The sequence below is a fragment of the Sphingobium sp. UBA5915 genome, assembly GCF_002431195.1.
Classification (GTDB): Bacteria; Pseudomonadota; Alphaproteobacteria; order Sphingomonadales; family Sphingomonadaceae; genus Sphingobium; species Sphingobium soli.
In genome coordinates this window covers 7,038-23,998 of sequence record NZ_DJDV01000023.1, presented here as the reverse complement: position 1 = coordinate 23,998, position 16,961 = coordinate 7,038, and the positions used below count along the sequence as shown (strand labels likewise).

At 63.8% G+C, this 16,961-nt stretch carries 16 protein-coding genes; 9 read left to right on the top strand and 7 right to left on the bottom strand.

Annotation, left to right across the window (positions count from 1 at the left end):
• Positions 1-21 precede the first annotated feature (21 nt).
• Genes B2V90_RS03270 through B2V90_RS03245 form a run of 6 tightly spaced genes read left to right on the top strand, consistent with a single transcriptional unit; the run spans position 22 to position 6,180 of the window.
• Positions 22-1,638 carry a tetratricopeptide repeat protein gene (locus tag B2V90_RS03270; protein WP_228220254.1) on the top strand — a complete coding sequence of 539 codons (1,617 nt, stop codon included), beginning with the start codon at positions 22-24 and terminating at the stop codon, positions 1,636-1,638.
• Entirely contained in the window at positions 1,625-2,506 is an 882-nt protein-coding gene (locus B2V90_RS03265) for a 4-(cytidine 5'-diphospho)-2-C-methyl-D-erythritol kinase (RefSeq protein WP_228220253.1), read from the top strand. The genes B2V90_RS03270 and B2V90_RS03265 overlap by 14 nt, the downstream gene beginning before the upstream one ends.
• Entirely contained in the window at positions 2,503-3,219 is a 717-nt protein-coding gene (locus B2V90_RS03260) for an N-formylglutamate amidohydrolase (RefSeq protein ID WP_228220252.1), read from the top strand. Before B2V90_RS03265 ends, B2V90_RS03260 begins: the two co-directional genes overlap by 4 nt.
• Positions 3,216-3,578 (top strand): hypothetical protein, encoded by a 363-nt coding sequence (locus B2V90_RS03255; RefSeq protein WP_228220251.1) that lies wholly within the window; start codon positions 3,216-3,218, stop codon positions 3,576-3,578. The genes B2V90_RS03260 and B2V90_RS03255 overlap by 4 nt, the downstream gene beginning before the upstream one ends.
• Complete coding sequence (locus B2V90_RS03250) at positions 3,575-4,966, top strand: NAD(P)H-hydrate dehydratase (RefSeq protein ID WP_228220250.1); 1,392 nt, start codon at positions 3,575-3,577, stop codon at positions 4,964-4,966. Before B2V90_RS03255 ends, B2V90_RS03250 begins: the two co-directional genes overlap by 4 nt.
• Complete coding sequence (locus B2V90_RS03245; protein ID WP_228220249.1) at positions 4,963-6,180, top strand: class I SAM-dependent RNA methyltransferase; 1,218 nt, start codon at positions 4,963-4,965, stop codon at positions 6,178-6,180. The genes B2V90_RS03250 and B2V90_RS03245 overlap by 4 nt, the downstream gene beginning before the upstream one ends.
• A gap of 45 nt (positions 6,181-6,225) precedes the next feature.
• On the opposite strand, the gene B2V90_RS03240 is transcribed toward B2V90_RS03245, so the two are convergent.
• From B2V90_RS03240 to B2V90_RS03230, 3 genes are all read right to left on the bottom strand, one after another.
• Positions 6,226-7,434: a type III PLP-dependent enzyme gene (locus B2V90_RS03240; RefSeq protein WP_228220248.1), complete on the bottom strand. Its 1,209-nt coding sequence runs from the start codon at positions 7,432-7,434 to the stop codon at positions 6,226-6,228.
• A gap of 151 nt (positions 7,435-7,585) precedes the next feature.
• Positions 7,586-8,758 (bottom strand): carboxynorspermidine decarboxylase, encoded by a 1,173-nt coding sequence (locus tag B2V90_RS03235; RefSeq protein WP_228220247.1) that lies wholly within the window; start codon positions 8,756-8,758, stop codon positions 7,586-7,588.
• A 108-nt stretch (positions 8,759-8,866) separates the two neighbouring features.
• Positions 8,867-10,072, bottom strand: coding sequence for a saccharopine dehydrogenase family protein (locus B2V90_RS03230; protein WP_228220246.1), 1,206 nt, complete (start codon positions 10,070-10,072; stop codon positions 8,867-8,869).
• Between the two features lie 195 nt (positions 10,073-10,267).
• Here B2V90_RS03230 and B2V90_RS03225 point away from each other — a divergent pair, with 195 nt between their 5' ends.
• The gene (locus B2V90_RS03225; RefSeq protein ID WP_228220245.1) at positions 10,268-10,825 is read left to right on the top strand and encodes a fasciclin domain-containing protein; all 558 of its coding nucleotides are present in this window, start codon (positions 10,268-10,270) and stop codon (positions 10,823-10,825) included.
• A gap of 63 nt (positions 10,826-10,888) precedes the next feature.
• On the opposite strand, the gene B2V90_RS03220 is transcribed toward B2V90_RS03225, so the two are convergent.
• Both B2V90_RS03220 and B2V90_RS03215 read right to left on the bottom strand, forming a co-directional pair.
• A complete protein-coding gene (locus B2V90_RS03220) occupies positions 10,889-12,472 on the bottom strand; it encodes a cisplatin damage response ATP-dependent DNA ligase (RefSeq protein WP_228220244.1) in 1,584 nt (527 codons plus the stop codon).
• Positions 12,472-13,464, bottom strand: a complete 993-nt coding sequence (locus tag B2V90_RS03215) for a ligase-associated DNA damage response exonuclease (protein ID WP_228220243.1) — start codon at positions 13,462-13,464, stop codon at positions 12,472-12,474. Before B2V90_RS03215 ends, B2V90_RS03220 begins: the two co-directional genes overlap by 1 nt.
• A gap of 145 nt (positions 13,465-13,609) precedes the next feature.
• On the opposite strand from B2V90_RS03215, the gene B2V90_RS03210 reads away from it, so the two are divergent.
• A complete protein-coding gene (locus B2V90_RS03210; RefSeq protein ID WP_228220242.1) occupies positions 13,610-14,830 on the top strand; it encodes a DUF3419 family protein in 1,221 nt (406 codons plus the stop codon).
• A 17-nt stretch (positions 14,831-14,847) separates the two neighbouring features.
• Positions 14,848-15,471: a class I SAM-dependent methyltransferase gene (locus B2V90_RS03205; RefSeq protein WP_266102995.1), complete on the top strand. Its 624-nt coding sequence runs from the start codon at positions 14,848-14,850 to the stop codon at positions 15,469-15,471.
• A 31-nt stretch (positions 15,472-15,502) separates the two neighbouring features.
• Here the strand turns inward: B2V90_RS03205 and B2V90_RS03200 are convergent, their stop codons facing one another.
• Entirely contained in the window at positions 15,503-15,973 is a 471-nt protein-coding gene (locus B2V90_RS03200; protein ID WP_266102985.1) for an SF0329 family protein, read from the bottom strand.
• Between the two features lies 1 nt (position 15,974).
• Positions 15,975-16,961 (bottom strand): 5-aminolevulinate synthase (hemA, locus tag B2V90_RS03195; RefSeq protein WP_293919654.1); only part of this gene is annotated, 987 nt, incomplete at its 5' end.

Sequence of the window (16,961 nt, the reverse complement as noted above, 5' to 3'; positions counted from 1 at the left end):
ATCCCCGCCTTGCTGCTGGCCATGCCGGCGGTCGCTGGCGCGGCCGTCGATCCTGACAGCGCGCTTCACGCTTATGCGCAAGCGCGGCTGGCCGATGGAGATGGCGCTTTACAGGCGGCAGTGGCCAATTATCGGGCGGCGATGACGCTGGACCCTGATAGCATCGCCATCGCACGTCGTTCCTTCGCACAGGCGCTGGAAAGCGGGGACCAGGACCTGTCGGTGCGCGCAGCGACCATGCTGGATTCAGAAGGGATATTGCCGCGCGACGGGACGCTCTTGTGGATTGGCGAGGCGCTGGAGCGACGGGACTGGACGGCGGCGGCCCGCGCGACGGACAGGCTGGAACAGGAGGGTAATTTCGCTTTTCTGGCGCCGATGATCCGCAGCTGGATCGCGCAGGGCGAAGGTCGCGCCGCGCCGCCGGTCATTTCCGACGCTGATCCGTTCGCCAATCTGGCGCGGCGTTATGTTGACGAGCATGTTGCGTTGCAGGCTATCAGCCGTGGCGATCTGGAGACGGCCATGCCAGCCGCCCGGCGGGCCCTGGCCTTGCGGGGCGGGAACGACGGCGCTGCACTGCGTCTCAATTTTGCCGGCCAGTTCGCAGCTCGGGGCTTTCGTGATGAAGCGTTGGCGATGTTGCCGGATGGCTCGGCGGATTTCGCGGTGGCGCGATCAGATCTGAAGCGCGGGAAATATCCCAAGGGCAAACGGGCGCTGCTATCCCCCGCACAAGGCTATGCGCGGCTGGTGGCGCGTTTGGCGGCGGACATAGCAACGGATGAGGCGGGCGTGGCGCTTGGCATGCGGCTCGCGCGAATTGCGACCTTTGCCGACCCGACCAGTGCGGAGGGTCACATCATCGCTGCCCGGCTGCTGACCGCCGCAAGCTATCCGGCCTTTGGCGTGGCGGAGGCCCGAAAATCCACGGGCGACAGATGGTATGGTCCGCTGGCCGAAGCGGAATTGATCGTCGCGCTGGCCGAAGCGGGCGATCGCGCGGGCGCGATCGTTCTGGCGCGCAGCCGGGCGCAGCAGCCTGGGGCGGATGCGGCGCGCCATGTGCAGCTGGGTCGGTTGCTGGCCGACGAAAAGGATTTCGCCGGGGCTGCCGCCGCATTCCGCGCCGCTCAGGCCGGCTACACCGATGAAACCATGCCATGGTCGTTGCTGTTGTTTGAAGGCAGCGCGCTGGAACAAGGCGAGCAGTGGGACGGCGCGCGCGCCGTGCTGGAGCGTGCGGCGAGACTGGCGCCCAACGAGCCTGTCATCCTCAATTATCTGGGCTATGCACAAATCGAGCGGCGGCAGAATGTGGATCAGGCGCTGACGCTGCTCAAGCGCGCCAGTGCCTTGAAACCGCAGGACGCGTCCATCACGGACTCTCTGGGCTGGGCGCAATATGTGACAGGGAATGTGACAGCGGCCGTCCCTGTGCTGGAACGCGCGGCGGCGGGCGCACCAGACGACCCCACGGTAAACGAGCATCTGGGCGACGCGTTGTGGAGCGCGGGGCGTCGGTATGAAGCGCGCTATGCGTGGAACGCGGCGGCCATCTTTGCCGAAGGCGATGTTGCCGAGCGGCTGGCCGCTAAGGCCCGCGAGGGATTGAAGCCCGAATATGCCGCACCCTGATCTGGAGGCTCCAGCCGATCTTCTGGTCGAAACCGCTTATGCCAAGGTCAATGTCGCTCTGCATGTGCGCAGGCGACGGGACGATGGCTATCATGCGCTCGAAAGTCTGTTCGTCTTTGCCGATCATGGCGATCGGCTGGAAGGCGAAGCGGTTGACGATGGCGCAATCGATCTGGTGATCGACGGGCCGTTCGCCACCGCGCTGGATGCGGGGCCGCGCAATCTGGTCATACGTGCCGCCAAGGCTTTGCAGGATTATCTGGGCACCGAGCGTGGCGCACGGTTGCGTCTGACCAAGATGCTGCCCGTCGCTTCGGGGATCGGCGGTGGCTCGGCCGATGCGGCCGCGACGCTGCGCCTGCTGGTGCGGCTGTGGGACGTACGGGTCGAACCGGCGGAACTGGCTGCGCTGGCTCTGGATCTGGGGTCGGACGTCCCGGCCTGCGTCGCCAGCGTGACACAGATGGTGAGCGGGCGTGGCGAGGAACTGGCGCGCCATGGCGTGGCCGGTTTGGAAGGTCGGCCGATGCTGATGGTCAATCCGGGTGTGGCGGTTTCCACCGCTGCGGTTTTTGCGGGCTGGGACCGGCAGGATCGCGGCCCGTTGTCGGCTGACAGCATAGAGCGTCTGGTCACGCAGGGACGCAATGATCTGGAAGAGCCGGCAATTGCGCTGGCGCCCGCCATTGCCGATGTGTTGGCGATGCTGAATGGACAGGCGGGGCTCACCTTAGCGCGTATGTCGGGGTCAGGCGCAACCTGCTTTGCGCTGTTTGATGATGACATAGCGATGGGCCGGGCCGCTGCGGCGATCGGCGCCGATCGGCCGGAATGGTGGATAATGGAAACACGGATCAGAAGCGCATGACGCAAGCCTTCACCCGCATCGACGGCGGGCCGACTGACCTTTTGATCGTCGCTGATCATGCGTCAGCGCATGTGCCGGAGGATATTGACCTCGGCGTGGACCCGGCTTTGCTGCGCAAGCATATCGCCATCGATATTGGTGTGGCGGAAGTGAGCGGGTTGCTGGCCGAACAATTGCGCTGCACCGCCCTGTTGGCCGGTGTGTCGCGCCTGGTGATCGACCTCAACCGGGAAGAGGATGCGGCCGGTTTGTTACCGGTGATGAGCGATGGCCATGCCATTCCGGGCAATCGCAACGCGGACCTGGCGGAACGGATGATCCGTTTCTATCATCCTTACCATCACGCCATCGGCGTGCTGCTGGATGGGATGACGTCGCCCTTCATCCTGTCGCTGCACAGTTTTACGCCGATACTGGAGAGCGATCCGGCGCAGAAACGTCCTTGGGACATCGGCATATTGTATAATGAGGATGATCGCGCCGCCCGCATGGCGATTCCCATGCTGGAGGCGGCCGGACTGATCGTTGGCGACCAGTTGCCCTATTCGGGTCGATTGCTCAACGCCACGATGAACCGCCATGCCGAAGCCAATGGCATTCCCTATCTTGGGATCGAGATGCGGCAGGACCTTGTGGCGGACGCCGCCGGCCAGAAGCGATTTGCGGACCTGATCGGGCCGGTGCTGCTGGAATGCCGGGGTCGGTTGATATGACGCGTCTGTTCCCCGGCCTTTGTCTGCTGCCGCTGCTTGCGGCCTGTAGCGGCGATCGGACGGCTGCTGAGCAGGAGGCGGCGACGGCGCAGGGCGATGACACGCCGGTGTGCAGCATTGGAGGAGCGCAGGATTGGTCGCCCGATTGCACGCTGGAGCGCGATGGCGACCTGCTGACGATCCGTCACCCGGATGGTGGTTTTCGCCGATTCCGCGTCCTCGCCGATGGGCGCGGACTGAAGGAGGCCGATGGCGCGGAAGCTGTGCAGTTGCGCATAGTTGGCGACCATATGCTTGAAGCCAGCGTGGGCGACGATCGCTATCGGCTGCCGGTGAAGATCGCCGGTCCGGCGCAATGAGCCACGCGTCTGTCCTGACGGCAGCGCAAATGCGAGCGGCAGAGCAGGCGGCTTTCGATAGGGGTGTCGATCCTTATGCGCTGATGGAATGCGCCGGGAAGGCGGTCGCGCAGATCATTTGGCGTGCAGGACACCGGCGCGACCTGTTGGTCCTGTGCGGTCCGGGCAATAATGGCGGCGATGGCTTTGTCGTTGCGCGGTTGCTGCGCGAGCGCGGCGTTCCCGTGCGTGTGGCGGCCTTAAGCGAGAGCGGCACCGAGTCCGCGCGACGGGCGCGGGCGGCATGGGATGGGCCGGTCGAAGATGTGATGACCACCGCGCCCGCGACGCAGGTGGTGGACGCCCTGTTCGGCATTGGCTTGAGCCGCGGGCTGGACGGCGCGGTAGCGCAGAGGTTGGGCGCGCTGGTGGAGAGTGCAGTGGCTTCCTATGCGGTCGACCTGCCAAGCGGAGTGGGGACCGACTGTGGCACGTTGCTGTCGGATGTACCGCGGTTTGGCGTCACGATCGCATTGGCAGCCTGGAAGCCGGCGCATCTGTTGCAACCGGCGGCTGAGCGGTGCGGGCGACTGGTTTTGGCGCCGCTCCACATTCCGCTAGCCAGTCAGGTCGAGCGCCTGGGCGCGCCTGATCTTACCGTTCCGGCCGTTACCGCGCATAAATATAGTCGGGGTCTGGTGGCCGTCATCGGCGGCGGCATGGCGGGGGCGAGCCTGTTGGCGAGCGAGGCGGCGGCGCGTTCTGGCGCGGGCGCGGTGCGACTTTTGGCTGCCGATGGGCCGGCTGGCGGGCTTCATGCCATCATCGATCGGCACGTTGCGCAACCTGAGGCTCTGGCGAGCGAACTGGACGATCGGCGGATTGCCGCGCTCTTGGTGGGGCCGGGCCTGGGCCTTGGCGCTGATGCGCGGGCGCGTCTGGAAGCGGCGCTGGAGAGCGGACATCCTATGGTGATCGATGCCGATGCGCTGACATTGCTTGCCGAGGAACATATGCCGTCCATTCCGTCCGGTGCGATCCTGACGCCGCATGAAGGTGAGTTCGGGCGCATGTTTGGACAGTTGTCAGGCAGCAAGATTGATCGTGCCCGCGCTGCGGCCAACAGCTCTGGAGCCATCATCGTCTACAAGGGCGCGGATAGCGTCGTGGCCGCGCCTGATGGTCGCGTGGCGGTCGCGGTGGGTGCGTCGAGCTGGCTATCGACCGCCGGGACAGGCGATGTGCTGGCGGGGCTGGCGGCCGGGCGGCTGGCGGTGACGGGCGATCCATTCCGTGCCGCCTGTCAGGCGGTTTGGCTGCACGGCGATGCGGCGCGACGCTGCCGACCGGCCTTTGTCGCGGATGATTTGCTTGACGCGCTGCCAGCGGCTATCGCCGCGCGATTGTGACCGATAGCAAGACAGACAGCGAAGCCGACAGCATCATCCGGATTGCCGCGCGCGGTGATGGCGTCACCTGCGACGGGCGGCATGTGCCCCTGGCAGCGCCGGGCGACCGGGTGCTGCCCGATGGAACTGTCGTCTTTGGTGTCCATCATGCGCAACCGCCCTGCACCCACTTTCCGGCCTGCGGGGGCTGCCAGCTCCAGCATCTGGACGAGGAAAGCTATGCCGATTTCGTGATCGCGCGGGTGGTCGGCGCATTGGCAGGTCAGGGCGTGACGGCGGCCGCGGTGCTGCCGCCGCACCTGTCTCCGCCGATGACGCGGCGGCGCGCATCGCTGCGCGCGGCAAGGGCGGGCAAGCGCGTGACGATCGGCTTCGCCGAGGAGGGCAGTCATCGCCTGATCGACCTTCAGATGTGCGCTGTGCTCGACCCCAGATTGTTTGCGCTGGTGGAACCTCTGCGATCCTTGCTGGCGCTGATCCTGCCGGACAAGCGGGCGGCGCATGTGAAGATGTCCCTGATCGATCAGGGCGTTGACCTGCTGCTGGAGGGCGTGCGGGTCGAGGGGCTGGCGGCGGACGAAGGGCTGGGCGATTTTGCCCGGATGCATGGATTGGCGCGGCTGACGATCGACGAGGGGGACGGGCCGCAGACACGCTGGGAGCCGGACGCGGCAACAATCAGCTTCGGCGGTGTGCCGGTGGCGTTTCCGCCTTTTTCATTCCTCCAGGCGACGCCAGACGGGGAGGCGGCCTTGACCGATGCAGTGCGCGCTGCTTTGCCGGCAACAGGCGCGGTCGCAGACCTGTTTTGCGGACTTGGCACCTTTGCTCTGGCTGCTGGCGAAGGGCGGCCCGTCTATGCGGGGGAGGCCGCGCGTGATGTGATTCTTCAGCTCAAGATGGCGGCGGGCCGGGCGCAACGGCGGCTGGCCGCCGATCATCGCGACCTGTTTCGGCGGCCATTGACACCCGAGGAGCTAAATCGCTTTGCCGCCGTCATTCTCGATCCCCCGCGCGCGGGTGCGCGGGAGCAGGTGTTGCAGTTGGCGCAGGCGGATGTGCCGACAATCGCCTATGTGTCCTGCAACCCTGCCAGCTTTGCGCGGGATGCGGCGCATCTGACGGCAGCGGGCTATCGGCTGGAAAGCGTCAGGCCGGTGGGCCAGTTCCGCTGGTCGACCCATGTCGAACTGGTCGGCATCTTCCGTAAATAGAGAAAGGCCCCGCTAGCATCTGCCAGCGGGGCCTTTTCTTGTCGCTTAGAGCGAAGAGCCGAGCTTCACCACATTCGCGCGCCTGCGGGGCAGCGAGTTTTCCGCGTAAAGGCTCGCCATCGGCTCATCCTCGACCTCGATCGTCGATTCCGAAGTAAAGCCGTTGAACCCGGTGCGCATGGCCGCGCCATAGGCGCCGAGCATACCGATTTCGATATAGTCGCCGGCCTTTACATCCGAAGGGAGCATGAAGGGGCCGACCATATGGTCCATATCGTCGCAGGTCGGGCCGTAAAAGGAAAAGCCCTCCAGCGATTCCAAGCTTGCTTCTTCGCGCAGCAGTTCGACCGGAAAGCGCCAGCCGATATGCGCCGCATCGAACAGCGCGCCATAGGCGCCGTCATTGATGTAGAGCTCATTGCTGCGGCGACGCTCGACGCGCACCACGACCGAGCTATATTCGGCCGACAGCGCGCGGCCGGGTTCGCACCACAGTTCCGCAGAATAGCTGATCGGCAGGCTTTCGAAACCGCGGTGGATGGCGTCGAAATAGCGCTCCAGCGACACAGGCTCCATGCCAGGATAAACCGAAGGGAAGCCGCCGCCTACGTCGATGATGTCGACCGTGACGGCCGCATCGACGATCGCCGCGCGTACGCGTTCGATGGCGTCGCTATAGGCCTGCGGGCTCATCGCCTGGCTACCGACATGGAAGCATATGCCGAGCGCATCGGCGGCCTGACGCGTGGCCATCAGCAGTTCGCGGGTTTCGCCCAGTTCAGCGCCGAATTTGGATGCCAGGCTGAGTTCGGCATGTTCCGACGACACGCGCAGGCGAACGCACAATTCCAGATCGGTCGCATGGCCAGTCGCGCGCATGATCTTGTCCAGCTCGTCGATCGTGTCGAGCGAGAAGGTGCGCACGCCATGAACATGATAGGCTTCGGCAATGGCTTCCTCTGCCTTGACGGGATGCATGAAGCACAGCTTCGCGCCATCCTGCCCGGCAAGCGCTTCGGCAACCAGACGCACCTCAGCGATCGAGGCCACGTCGAAATGCGTGATGCCCGATGCGAACAGAGTGCGGATCAGATCAGGAGACGGATTCGCCTTAACCGCATAAAGTGAGCGACCCGGAAACTTCTCGGCAAAGAAGCGGGCGGCCCGAGCAGCGGCTTCGGGGCGAATCAGCGTTACCGGTGCTGCCGGTTTGAGGGTGGTCGCTACCCCCAGCGCGCTAGGATGCTTGTGCAATTCAAGGGACCTCCAGTGTAGTCGTTGGCAGTAAAAAAGCTGCCTTGCGGTGGAAGTCCCATGGGGCAGCGGACGGCCGATATATGCGGCGGGCTCCCCTCTGTAAAGCATCGGTGGAAATTTTGTTGCGTGGCTTGCCGTCAGCCGTGCCTCAGGAGAGACGGGCCTTGAAATCAGCGTAGGAAAAGGACCGGATTTCCTTGAGTTCGTCCGTGTCGCTGTTCCAAAGCCAGATGGATGGCAGGGGCACGCCGTTGAAGGTGTTGGTCTTCACCATCGAATAATGGGCCTGATCCAGGAAGGCGATACGCGCGCCCGGCTCTGCGCCACCGGGGACTCGATAGTCGCCAATGATGTCCCCCGCCAGACAGGACGGGCCGCCGAGCCGGGTCACGGGACCGTTGCTGTCCTCATGCAACATGGCGGGGCGATAGGGCGCTTCGATCACGTCGGGCATGTGGCAGGTGGCGCTGATGTCGGTGATAGCGACGGGCATGCCATTGTCGATGACGTCCAGGATTTCGCCGACCAATATGCCCGCGTCCAGCGCCATCGCCTCTCCGGGTTCGATATAGAGATCGAGCCCGGTCTGCGCCTTGATGGTCTGAAGAAAGGCGACGAGGTCGTCGATCTGGTAGTCGGCGCGGGTAACATGGTGGCCGCCGCCAAAATTCAGCCATTTAAGATTGGCAACGTGGGGCATGACGCGCGATTCGATCGCTGCCCAGGTGCGCTGGAGCGGGAGGAAATCCTGTTCGCACAGATTGTGGATGTGGAGGCCATCCACGCCTTCCAGATGCTCCGGCCGCAACTGGTCGACCGGAAAGCCGAGCCGACTATGCGGCTGCGAGGGGTCATATTTGGGCACTTCGCCTTCGGCATGGAGCGGGTTCAGGCGCAGGCCGATGTCGAAGTTCACACCGTCCTTGCGTGCAGCGTCGATGACCGGCTGCAGGCGTGCGATCTGGCCGGGGCTGTTGAAGATGACATGATCGGAAATGCGCAGAATTTCGGCGAGATCATCGGGCTTGTAGGCGGCGCAATAGGTCGCGACCTCACCACGATATTCCTCTCGGCCGAGGCGCGCTTCATAGATGCCCGAGGCGCAGACGCCGTCAAGATATTCGCCGATGACGGGCCCGAGCGACCACATGGAAAAAGCCTTGAGCGCGCCCAGCACTTTGATGCCACCGCGATCACCAATGTCGCGCAGGATCGAAAGGTTGCGGCGGATCGCGGCCTCGTCCACCACAAAGGCGGGCGAGGGGACGCGATAGAGGTCGAAGCGGGCAAAGGCGGCGGGATCGCCGGCGCGGGTTTCCATAACAATAACTCCGTCACCCCAGCGGAGGCTGGGGTCTCAGGCGAGAGGGCACGGCGATGCCGCACGAGATCCCAGCCTTCGCCGGGATGACGATCCTGCGTGGGATCGTCAGAAGTCGAGCGGCGCGTCCAGTTCCTTCACCTGCCAGGGCAGGCCGTGCTTGTTCAGCATGTCCATGAAGGGATCGGGATCGAACTGTTCGATGTTGAACACGCCTTCTCCGCGCCAGGCGCCGGTCAGCATCATGGCCGCGCCGATCATCGCGGGCACGCCCGTCGTGTAGCTGACCGCCTGGTTGCCGGTTTCGGCATAGGCGTCCTCATGATCGCAGACATTATAGACGTAGACGGTCTTTTCCTGACCGTCCTTCTGACCCGTCGCGATGTCGCCAATGTTGGTCTTGCCCTTGGTGGTCGAGCCCAGGCTCGACGGTTCGGGCAGCACGGCCTTGAGAAACTGGAGCGGGATGATTTCCTGGCCATTATAGATGACCGGGTCGATCCGGGTCATGCCGACATTCTGGAGCACTTCGAGATGTTTGAGATACGCGTCTCCAAAGGTCATCCAGAAACGGATGCGCTTGATTTCGGGATAGTGGGTGGCAAGGCTTTCCAGTTCCTCATGATACATGAGGTACATGTTCTTCTCGCCGACCTGGTCGAAGTCGAAGACCTGTTTGTGGCTGAGCGCCGGGCCTTCGACCCATTCGCCATTGGCCCAGTGACGCGAGGGCGCGGTCACCTCGCGGATGTTGATCTCGGGATTGAAGTTGGTGGCAAAATGCTGGCCATGGTCGCCGCCATTGCAGTCCAATATGTCGAGCGTGTCGATCCGGTCGAGCAGATGCTTCTTGATGTAGCTGGCGAAGACGCTGGTGACGCCGGGGTCGAAGCCCGAACCCAGCAGCGCCATGATGCCGGCGTCCTTGAAGCGCTCCTGATAGGCCCACTGCCAGCTATATTCGAACTTGGCGGTGTCGCGCGGTTCGTAATTGGCGGTGTCGAGATAGTCGGTCCTGGTCGCGAGGCAGGCGTCCATGATCGCCAGATCCTGATAGGGCAGGGCCAGGTTCACGACGAGTTTTGGCTGGACCTTCTCAATGAGCGCGATCGTCTCGTCCACATTGTCGGCATCGACCTGCGCCACGTCGATGGTGACTCCAGTGCGCGCCTTCACCGATTCGGCGACCTTTTCGCAACTGACGATGCGGCGGCTGGCCAGCGTGATATGGCTGAATATGTCGCTGTTCATCGCCATCTTGTGGACCGCGACAGAACCGACGCCGCCCGCGCCGATGACCAGAACCTTGCTCAATTGTGTCTCCATATGCCTGCTGCGCGTGCCCGCGCGAAAGCGTCCATATAGGGTGCGGGCATGACAGCGCAAAGTCAGATGCGCCTGGGCGCGCCATCCGGCCTGTCCTTTGGGGCAGTCGCGCATCCTCCCGCCGGCTGGCGCGTAATATCAGCATCCTCGCATGACGGGGAGTGACAGAGGAAGGATGACGACATGAAAGTATCCACCCTAACGATCGCGCTGGCCGGCGCGTTGCTATCCGTCAGCGGCGGGGCAATGGCCCAGACAGCGACCAACCCCATGGTCGGGGGCGCGGCCATGTCGCCGACCAAAGATATCATCGACAACGCGGTCAATTCGAAAGATCACACCACGCTGGTTGCGGCGGTGAAAGCGGCTGGCCTTGTCGATACGCTGAAAGGCTCTGGTCCCTTCACCGTGTTCGCGCCGACCAATGCGGCCTTTGCCAAGCTGCCCGCCGGCACGGTCGACACATTGCTGAAGCCTGAGAACAAGGCCGACCTGACCAAGATCCTGACCTATCATGTCGTGCCGGGCAAGCTGAACGCGGCCGACCTGATCGCGCAGGCCAAGGCCAATGGCGGCAAGGCGATGCTGACGACCGTTCAGGGCGAACCGCTGACGGCATGGGTGGAAGGCAATTCTGTCTATCTGACCGATGCCAAGGGCGGCAAATCGATGGTGACCATCGCAGATGTCAATCAGTCGAACGGCGTTATCCATGTCATCGATACGGTGCTGATGCCCTGACCGTTCCGATGATGTGAGGGAGGCGGCCGACCCGACTGCATGCGGGCCGGCCGCTTTCCGATTCTAGACCACCAGCTTTCTTAGCCCCTCAATCATATCCGCCTCATGCGCGGGCTTGTCCTTGCGGATACGGGCGATGCGTGGGAAGCGCATGGCCAGGCCGGACTTGTGGCGCTTGCTGTCGTGGATGCTGTCGAACGCAACCTCCAGCACCAGCGTCTTTTCCACCTCCCGCACCGGGCCGAAGCGATTGACCGTATTCTGGCGGACGAAGCGGTCGAGCCATTTCAGTTCTTCGTCGGTGAATCCCGAATAGGCCTTGCCCACGGGGAGCAATTCACCGTCGGGCGTCCAGCATCCAAAAGTGTAATCCGAGTAATAGGATGAGCGTTTCCCGTGGCCACGCTGCGCGTACATCATGACGCAGTCGGCGGTCAGCGGATCGCGTTTCCACTTATACCAGAGCGCCGCCTTGCGTCCGGCGACATAGGGACTGTCGCGGCGTTTGAGCATCACCCCCTCGATCGCGGCATCGCGGGCACCGGCGCGGATGTTGGCGAGGGCGGCGAAGTCCGCAGCCTCGATCACTTGCGACAGATCGAAGCGGTGTGGATCGAGCGTGGGCGCGAATGCCTCCAGCCGCGTGCGGCGCTGGTGCCAGGGCAGCGCGCGAATGTCGTCCTCGCCTTCGATCAGCAGGTCGTAGAGGCGCACGAAGGCGGGATAGTCCTCCATCATCTTGGTGGTAACGGCCTTGCGTCCCAGGCGCTGTTGCAGTGCATTGAAGCTGGCGGCTTCACCCCCTTGGAACTCGCCTTTGACCAGCAATTCGCCGTCCAGTACGGCTTGGCCGGTGAAGGCCGCGGCGATTTCGGGAAAGCTGCCGGAAATATCGTCGCCGGCCCGGGAATAGAGTCGGGTCTCACTGCCGGTGCCCACAATCTGGATACGGATGCCGTCCCATTTCCATTCGGCGGCATAGTCGGTGAGGTCAACGCTGTCGGCCTCGAGCGGATGGGCGAGCATGAACGGGCGGAAATAGGGCGTGCCCTCCGGGTCTGGGCGACCGGCGCGGCCTTCGGCCCAATCGAACAGGGCAGCATAGGGCGGGGAGAGGGCGTGCCAGACCTGTTCGACATCATCGACGTCAAGGTCGAAGGCCTGGGCAAAGGCTGTCTTGGCCAACCGCGCCGAAATGCCGACTCGCAGGCCTCCGGTCGCCAGTTTCAAGAGCGCGAACCGGCCCGATGAATCAAGATGGTCCATCATGTGCGCGAGCGCGTCGGGCGCGGCGGCGCGGCTGACATTGTGGAGGCGGTCGATTACGGCGGAGAGGCTGAGCGATCCATCATCCAGTTCCGCAGGCTGGTCGGTGCGTTTGGGCCAGAGGAGGGCAACGGTTTCGGCGAGGTCGCCGACATAGTCGCGGCTCATTTCGTAAAGAATGGGGTCGGTGCGGGCGCGTATCATTTCGCTGATGGCGGAGGATTTGACCGTTTTGAGATCGAGGCTGCTAGTAAGCGCGGCAAGCGCCCAGCCGCGATCGGGATCAGGCGCGTCGCGCAGATAGGTGGCGATCAGGCCAAGCTTGCCATTGCGCGAGCGGGTGTAGACGAGGCCGTCGAGGAGGTGGGAGAAGGCGCGCATCAGCCTTCATCCTCGTCTTCACGGCCGACCAGCGCGAGTGCGCGGGCGCGCATCTGATGGGTCATGCACCAGTGGAGCAGAGCTTCCTCGCGGCCATGGGTGATCCAGGTTTCGTTGGGGGCGACTTCCCGGATCGTATCGGTGAGTTCGTCCCAGTCGGCATGGTCGGAAATGACGAGGGGCAATTCGACATTCTTCTGCCGGGCGCGCTGGCGCACCCGCATCCACCCTGACGCCATGGCGGTGATAGGGTCGGGCAGGCGGCGGCTCCAGCGATCGTTGAGCGCGGATGGGGGCGAGAGGATGATATGCCCGCGCATCTCCTTGGCCGGAACGCCGGTGGCAGGGTGCAATGCGCCCAACTCGACGCCAAAATCCTGGTAAAGCGCGCACATCCGCTCCAGCGCGCCATGGATGTAAATGGCGTCATGATGGCCGCGGCCGCGCAGTTCGGCGATGACGCGCTGCGCCTTGCCCAGCGCATAGGCGCCGACGAGGACGCAGCGGTCGGGATTGGCGTGGAGCGCGGCGAGCAGCCGATCCATCTCGCTGCCGGTGTCGGGATGGCGAAACACCGGCAGGCCGAAGGTGGCTTCGGTCACGAAGATATCGCAGGGGACGGGTTCGAAGGGTAGGCAGGTAGGGTCGGGGCGGCGCTTATAATCGCCGGTCACGACCACGCGCTCACCGGCATGGTCGAGGATGATCTGCGCCGATCCCAGCACATGACCGGCGGGGACATAGCGGATCGTCACGCCGCCTAGCCGCACGTCTTCGCCATAATCGACCGCAGTCCCGCTGGCCGTGCCATAGCGCAGGCCCATGATCGCCAGTGTCTCGCGCGTCGCCCAGACATGGCCATGGCCGCCGCGCGCATGATCGGCATGGCCATGCGTCACCAGCGCGCGCTCCTGCGGCAGCGATGGGTCGATCCACGCGTCGGCGGGACGGACATAGATGCCTGTCGGGTGCGGTTCGATCCAATGCGCCATGGGGCAAGAAGATGGGAAGGGGCATGGCGGTTCCGCAAGCCCGACCAGAAAGGCGAGTCACCGCATGGTAACGCCAGCGTCACGTCGCCGACACGCCATTGCCCTATCGCGCGAGGATAGGAACGCGCAGCGGGGAGTCGCGATCATGGCCATTTCAGCCCACAGGACCATCACCAAGGCGGTGCACAGGCATCGCCATCTGTCGAAACAGGGCTTGCTGGAACGCGCCTTCACCTTCGCCTTTCGCGGGCTGGTCTATGCCCAGATCTGGGAGGATCCGGCGGTGGACATGGAGGCGCTGGCGATTCAGCCCGACAACCATGTGGTGACGATCGCGTCGGGCGGGTGCAATGTGCTGTCCTATCTGACCGCGGACCCGGCGAAGATCACGGCAGTGGACCTGAATACCGCGCATATCGCGCTCAATCGTCTGAAGCTGATGGCGGCGCGGACGCTGCCCGATCATGCCAGTTTCCATCGATTCTTCGCGCAAGCCGACGATCGCGCCAATGTGGCGGCCTATCGCGAACTGGTCGCGCCGCAGCTGGACGAGGCAACGCGGCGTTACTGGGAAGGGCGCGACCTGATCGGCCGGCGGCGCATCGGCGGATTTGCCCGTGGCATCTACAAACACGGCTTGCTGGGCCGATTTATCGGCGCGGCGCATCTGCTGGCGCGGCTGCATGGCGTCAATCCCCGGCGGATGCTGGACGCGCGGACGCGTGAGGAGCAGTTGGAAATTTTCGAGCGCGAACTGGCGCCGATCTTCGACAGGGGCTTTGTGCGCTGGCTGACCAGTCAACCGGCGTCGCTGTTCGGCCTTGGCATCCCGCCCGCGCAGTTCGAGGCACTTGCCGGGGACGCGCGCATGGACGCAGTGTTGAAGACGCGCCTGAAGAAACTGGCATGCGATTTTGATCTGAAGGACAATTATTTCGCGGTGCAGGCCTTCGGGCGCGGCTATGCAGGGGGTGAAGGGCCGTTGCCCCCCTATTTGCAGGCGGCAAACCATGAGGCGGTGCGGACGCGGGCCGGGCGCGTGGATGTCCGTCATGTCAACTTTACCGATTTTCTCGCCAGCCAGTCGGCAGCGTCCTGCGACCGCTATATCCTGCTCGATGCGCAGGACTGGATGGATGACGACCAGTTGAATGCGCTGTGGGCGCAGATTACGCGAACGGCGAAGCCGGGGGCGCGGGTTCTGTTCCGCACTGCGGGTGAGCCGAGCATCCTGCCGGGCCGTGTCAGCGACGACGTGCTGGGGCGCTGGCAGTATCGCGCCGACGCCTCGCGCGATTACACAGCGCGTGATCGTTCGGCCATCTATGGCGGCGTTCATCTTTATGTGCTGAGGGATGATGTGTGAACGATCATAAGGGGCTGATGGACGGGGTCTATCGCTACCAGCGGCATATCTATGACCTGACGCGCAAATATTATCTGCTGGGGCGGGACCGGTTGATCGCTGATCTCGCCGTGCCGGACGGCGGGACGGTTTTGGAAATCGGCTGTGGCACGGGGCGGAACCTGATCGCAGTGGGTAAGGCGTGGCCGCGGGCGGCATTACACGGTGTGGACATATCGGAAGCGATGCTGGACACGGCGCGCGGCAGCGTGGCGAAGGCAGGCATGGCGCAGCGCGTCACGCTGGCGCAGGGCGACGCTCGTGGCTTTGATGCGCTTACGCTGTTCGGGCGCGCGACCTTTGACCGGGTGTTCATCAGCTATGCGCTGTCGATGATCCCGGATTGGGAAGCGGCGCTGCGGCAAGCAGCGCGATGCGTTGCTCCGGGCGGCAAGCTGGAGATCGTCGATTTCGGGCAGCAGGAGCGCCTGCCGCGATTTTGGAAGCGCGCGCTGTTCGGCTGGCTGGGGGCGTTCCATGTGTCGCCGCGCGCGGGCCTGCACGCGGCGATCGAGCAGCTGGCGCAGGATGTCGGCGGCGTGGCGCAGAGCCGGCCGCTCTATCGCGGCTATGCGGTGCGCGGCGGGTTGAGCCGGGTTTAATTATGGGGCGCGTAGGCACCGCTAAGTGGCTTCAGGCAGCGTTACGGGTCTTTACGCCTCTTGTCTGACGACGGATATCCAAGATATGGGCCGCCAGTCGGTGTAACTTGCTCCCATCAATCTGCTCAAGTCGTCGCGTTCCGATCCGGCCATCAGCCATCGCCAGGGATTGGATCAGCGGATCATCATCCTGCATCGCTTGTTCGATCGAGAGTTCATGGACGAAATCCCAGCAGGCGCGATACGCATCCTGCCGACTTAGCTCGCCAAAGTCAGCAAATTGCGAGCGATACATGGGATTGCGACTGGCTGATCCACCTTCATAGCCACCCGCAATGTAATTTGCGCGCGTGCAGAAATTGGCAATGACCTCGCCGTCAAAGGTCATCCAGGCATGGCCACAGCTGCAATTGCCATAACGCGTGCTTTGGATATCCAGTCGGCCACGCACTTCAGGAGCGAAGCGCTCGATCACCAAAGCTCGCAACCCACTCCAACGCATCTCAAGCCGCCTGGCGCTCCAGCAGTTCCAGGTCCAGCCGGTCCCAGATTTCCACCAGTGCGCCGACCAGGTCGCGCATCATTTCTTCCGTATGGGCGGGGCCTGGCGTGAAGCGCAGCCTTTCGGTGCCGCGGGAGACGGTGGGATAATTGATGGGTTGAACATAGGCGCCATATTCGGCGAGCAGGATGTCGCTGATCCGCTTGGCCTTGACCGGATCGCCCACCATCAGCGGGACGATATGGGTGACGGAGTTCATGACAGGCAGCCCCGCGTCGCGCATCAACTGCTTGAGGAGCGCGGCCGATGCCTGCTGCCCCTCACGCTCCTCGCTGGACCCCTTGAGATGGCGCACGCTGGCCAGGACGCCCGCGACCAGCACGGGCGAAAGGGATGTGGTGAAGATGAAGCCGGGCGCATAGCTGCGGATCACGTCGACGATCATCTGGTCGGCCGCAATATAGCCGCCCATGACGCCGAACGCCTTGCCCAGCGTTCCTTCGATGATGGTGACGCGATCGGCCACTTCGTCGCGTTCCGAAATGCCGCCACCGCGCGCGCCATACATGCCGACTGCATGGACTTCGTCGAGATAGGTGAGCGCGTTAAATTCGTCCGCCAGGTCGCAGATGGCGGCGATGGGGGCGATGTCGCCGTCCATCGAATACACGCTTTCAAAGGCGATCAGCTTGGGCGCATCGGGATCTTCGGCGGCAAGCAGTTCGCGCAGATGATCGACGTCATTGTGGCGGAACACGCGCTTTTCGCATCCGGAATGACGGATGCCCGCGATCATCGACGCGTGGTTGAGTTCATCGGAAAAGATGACGCAGCCGGGCAGCAGCTTTGCCAGCGTGGAGAGCGTCGCTTCGTTCGACACATAGCCCGAGGTGAAGAGCAGCGCCGCTTCCTTGCCGTGCAGGTCGGCGAGCTCGCCTTCCAGGTCGACATGATAATGGGTGTTGCCGCCGATGTTGCGCGTGCCGCC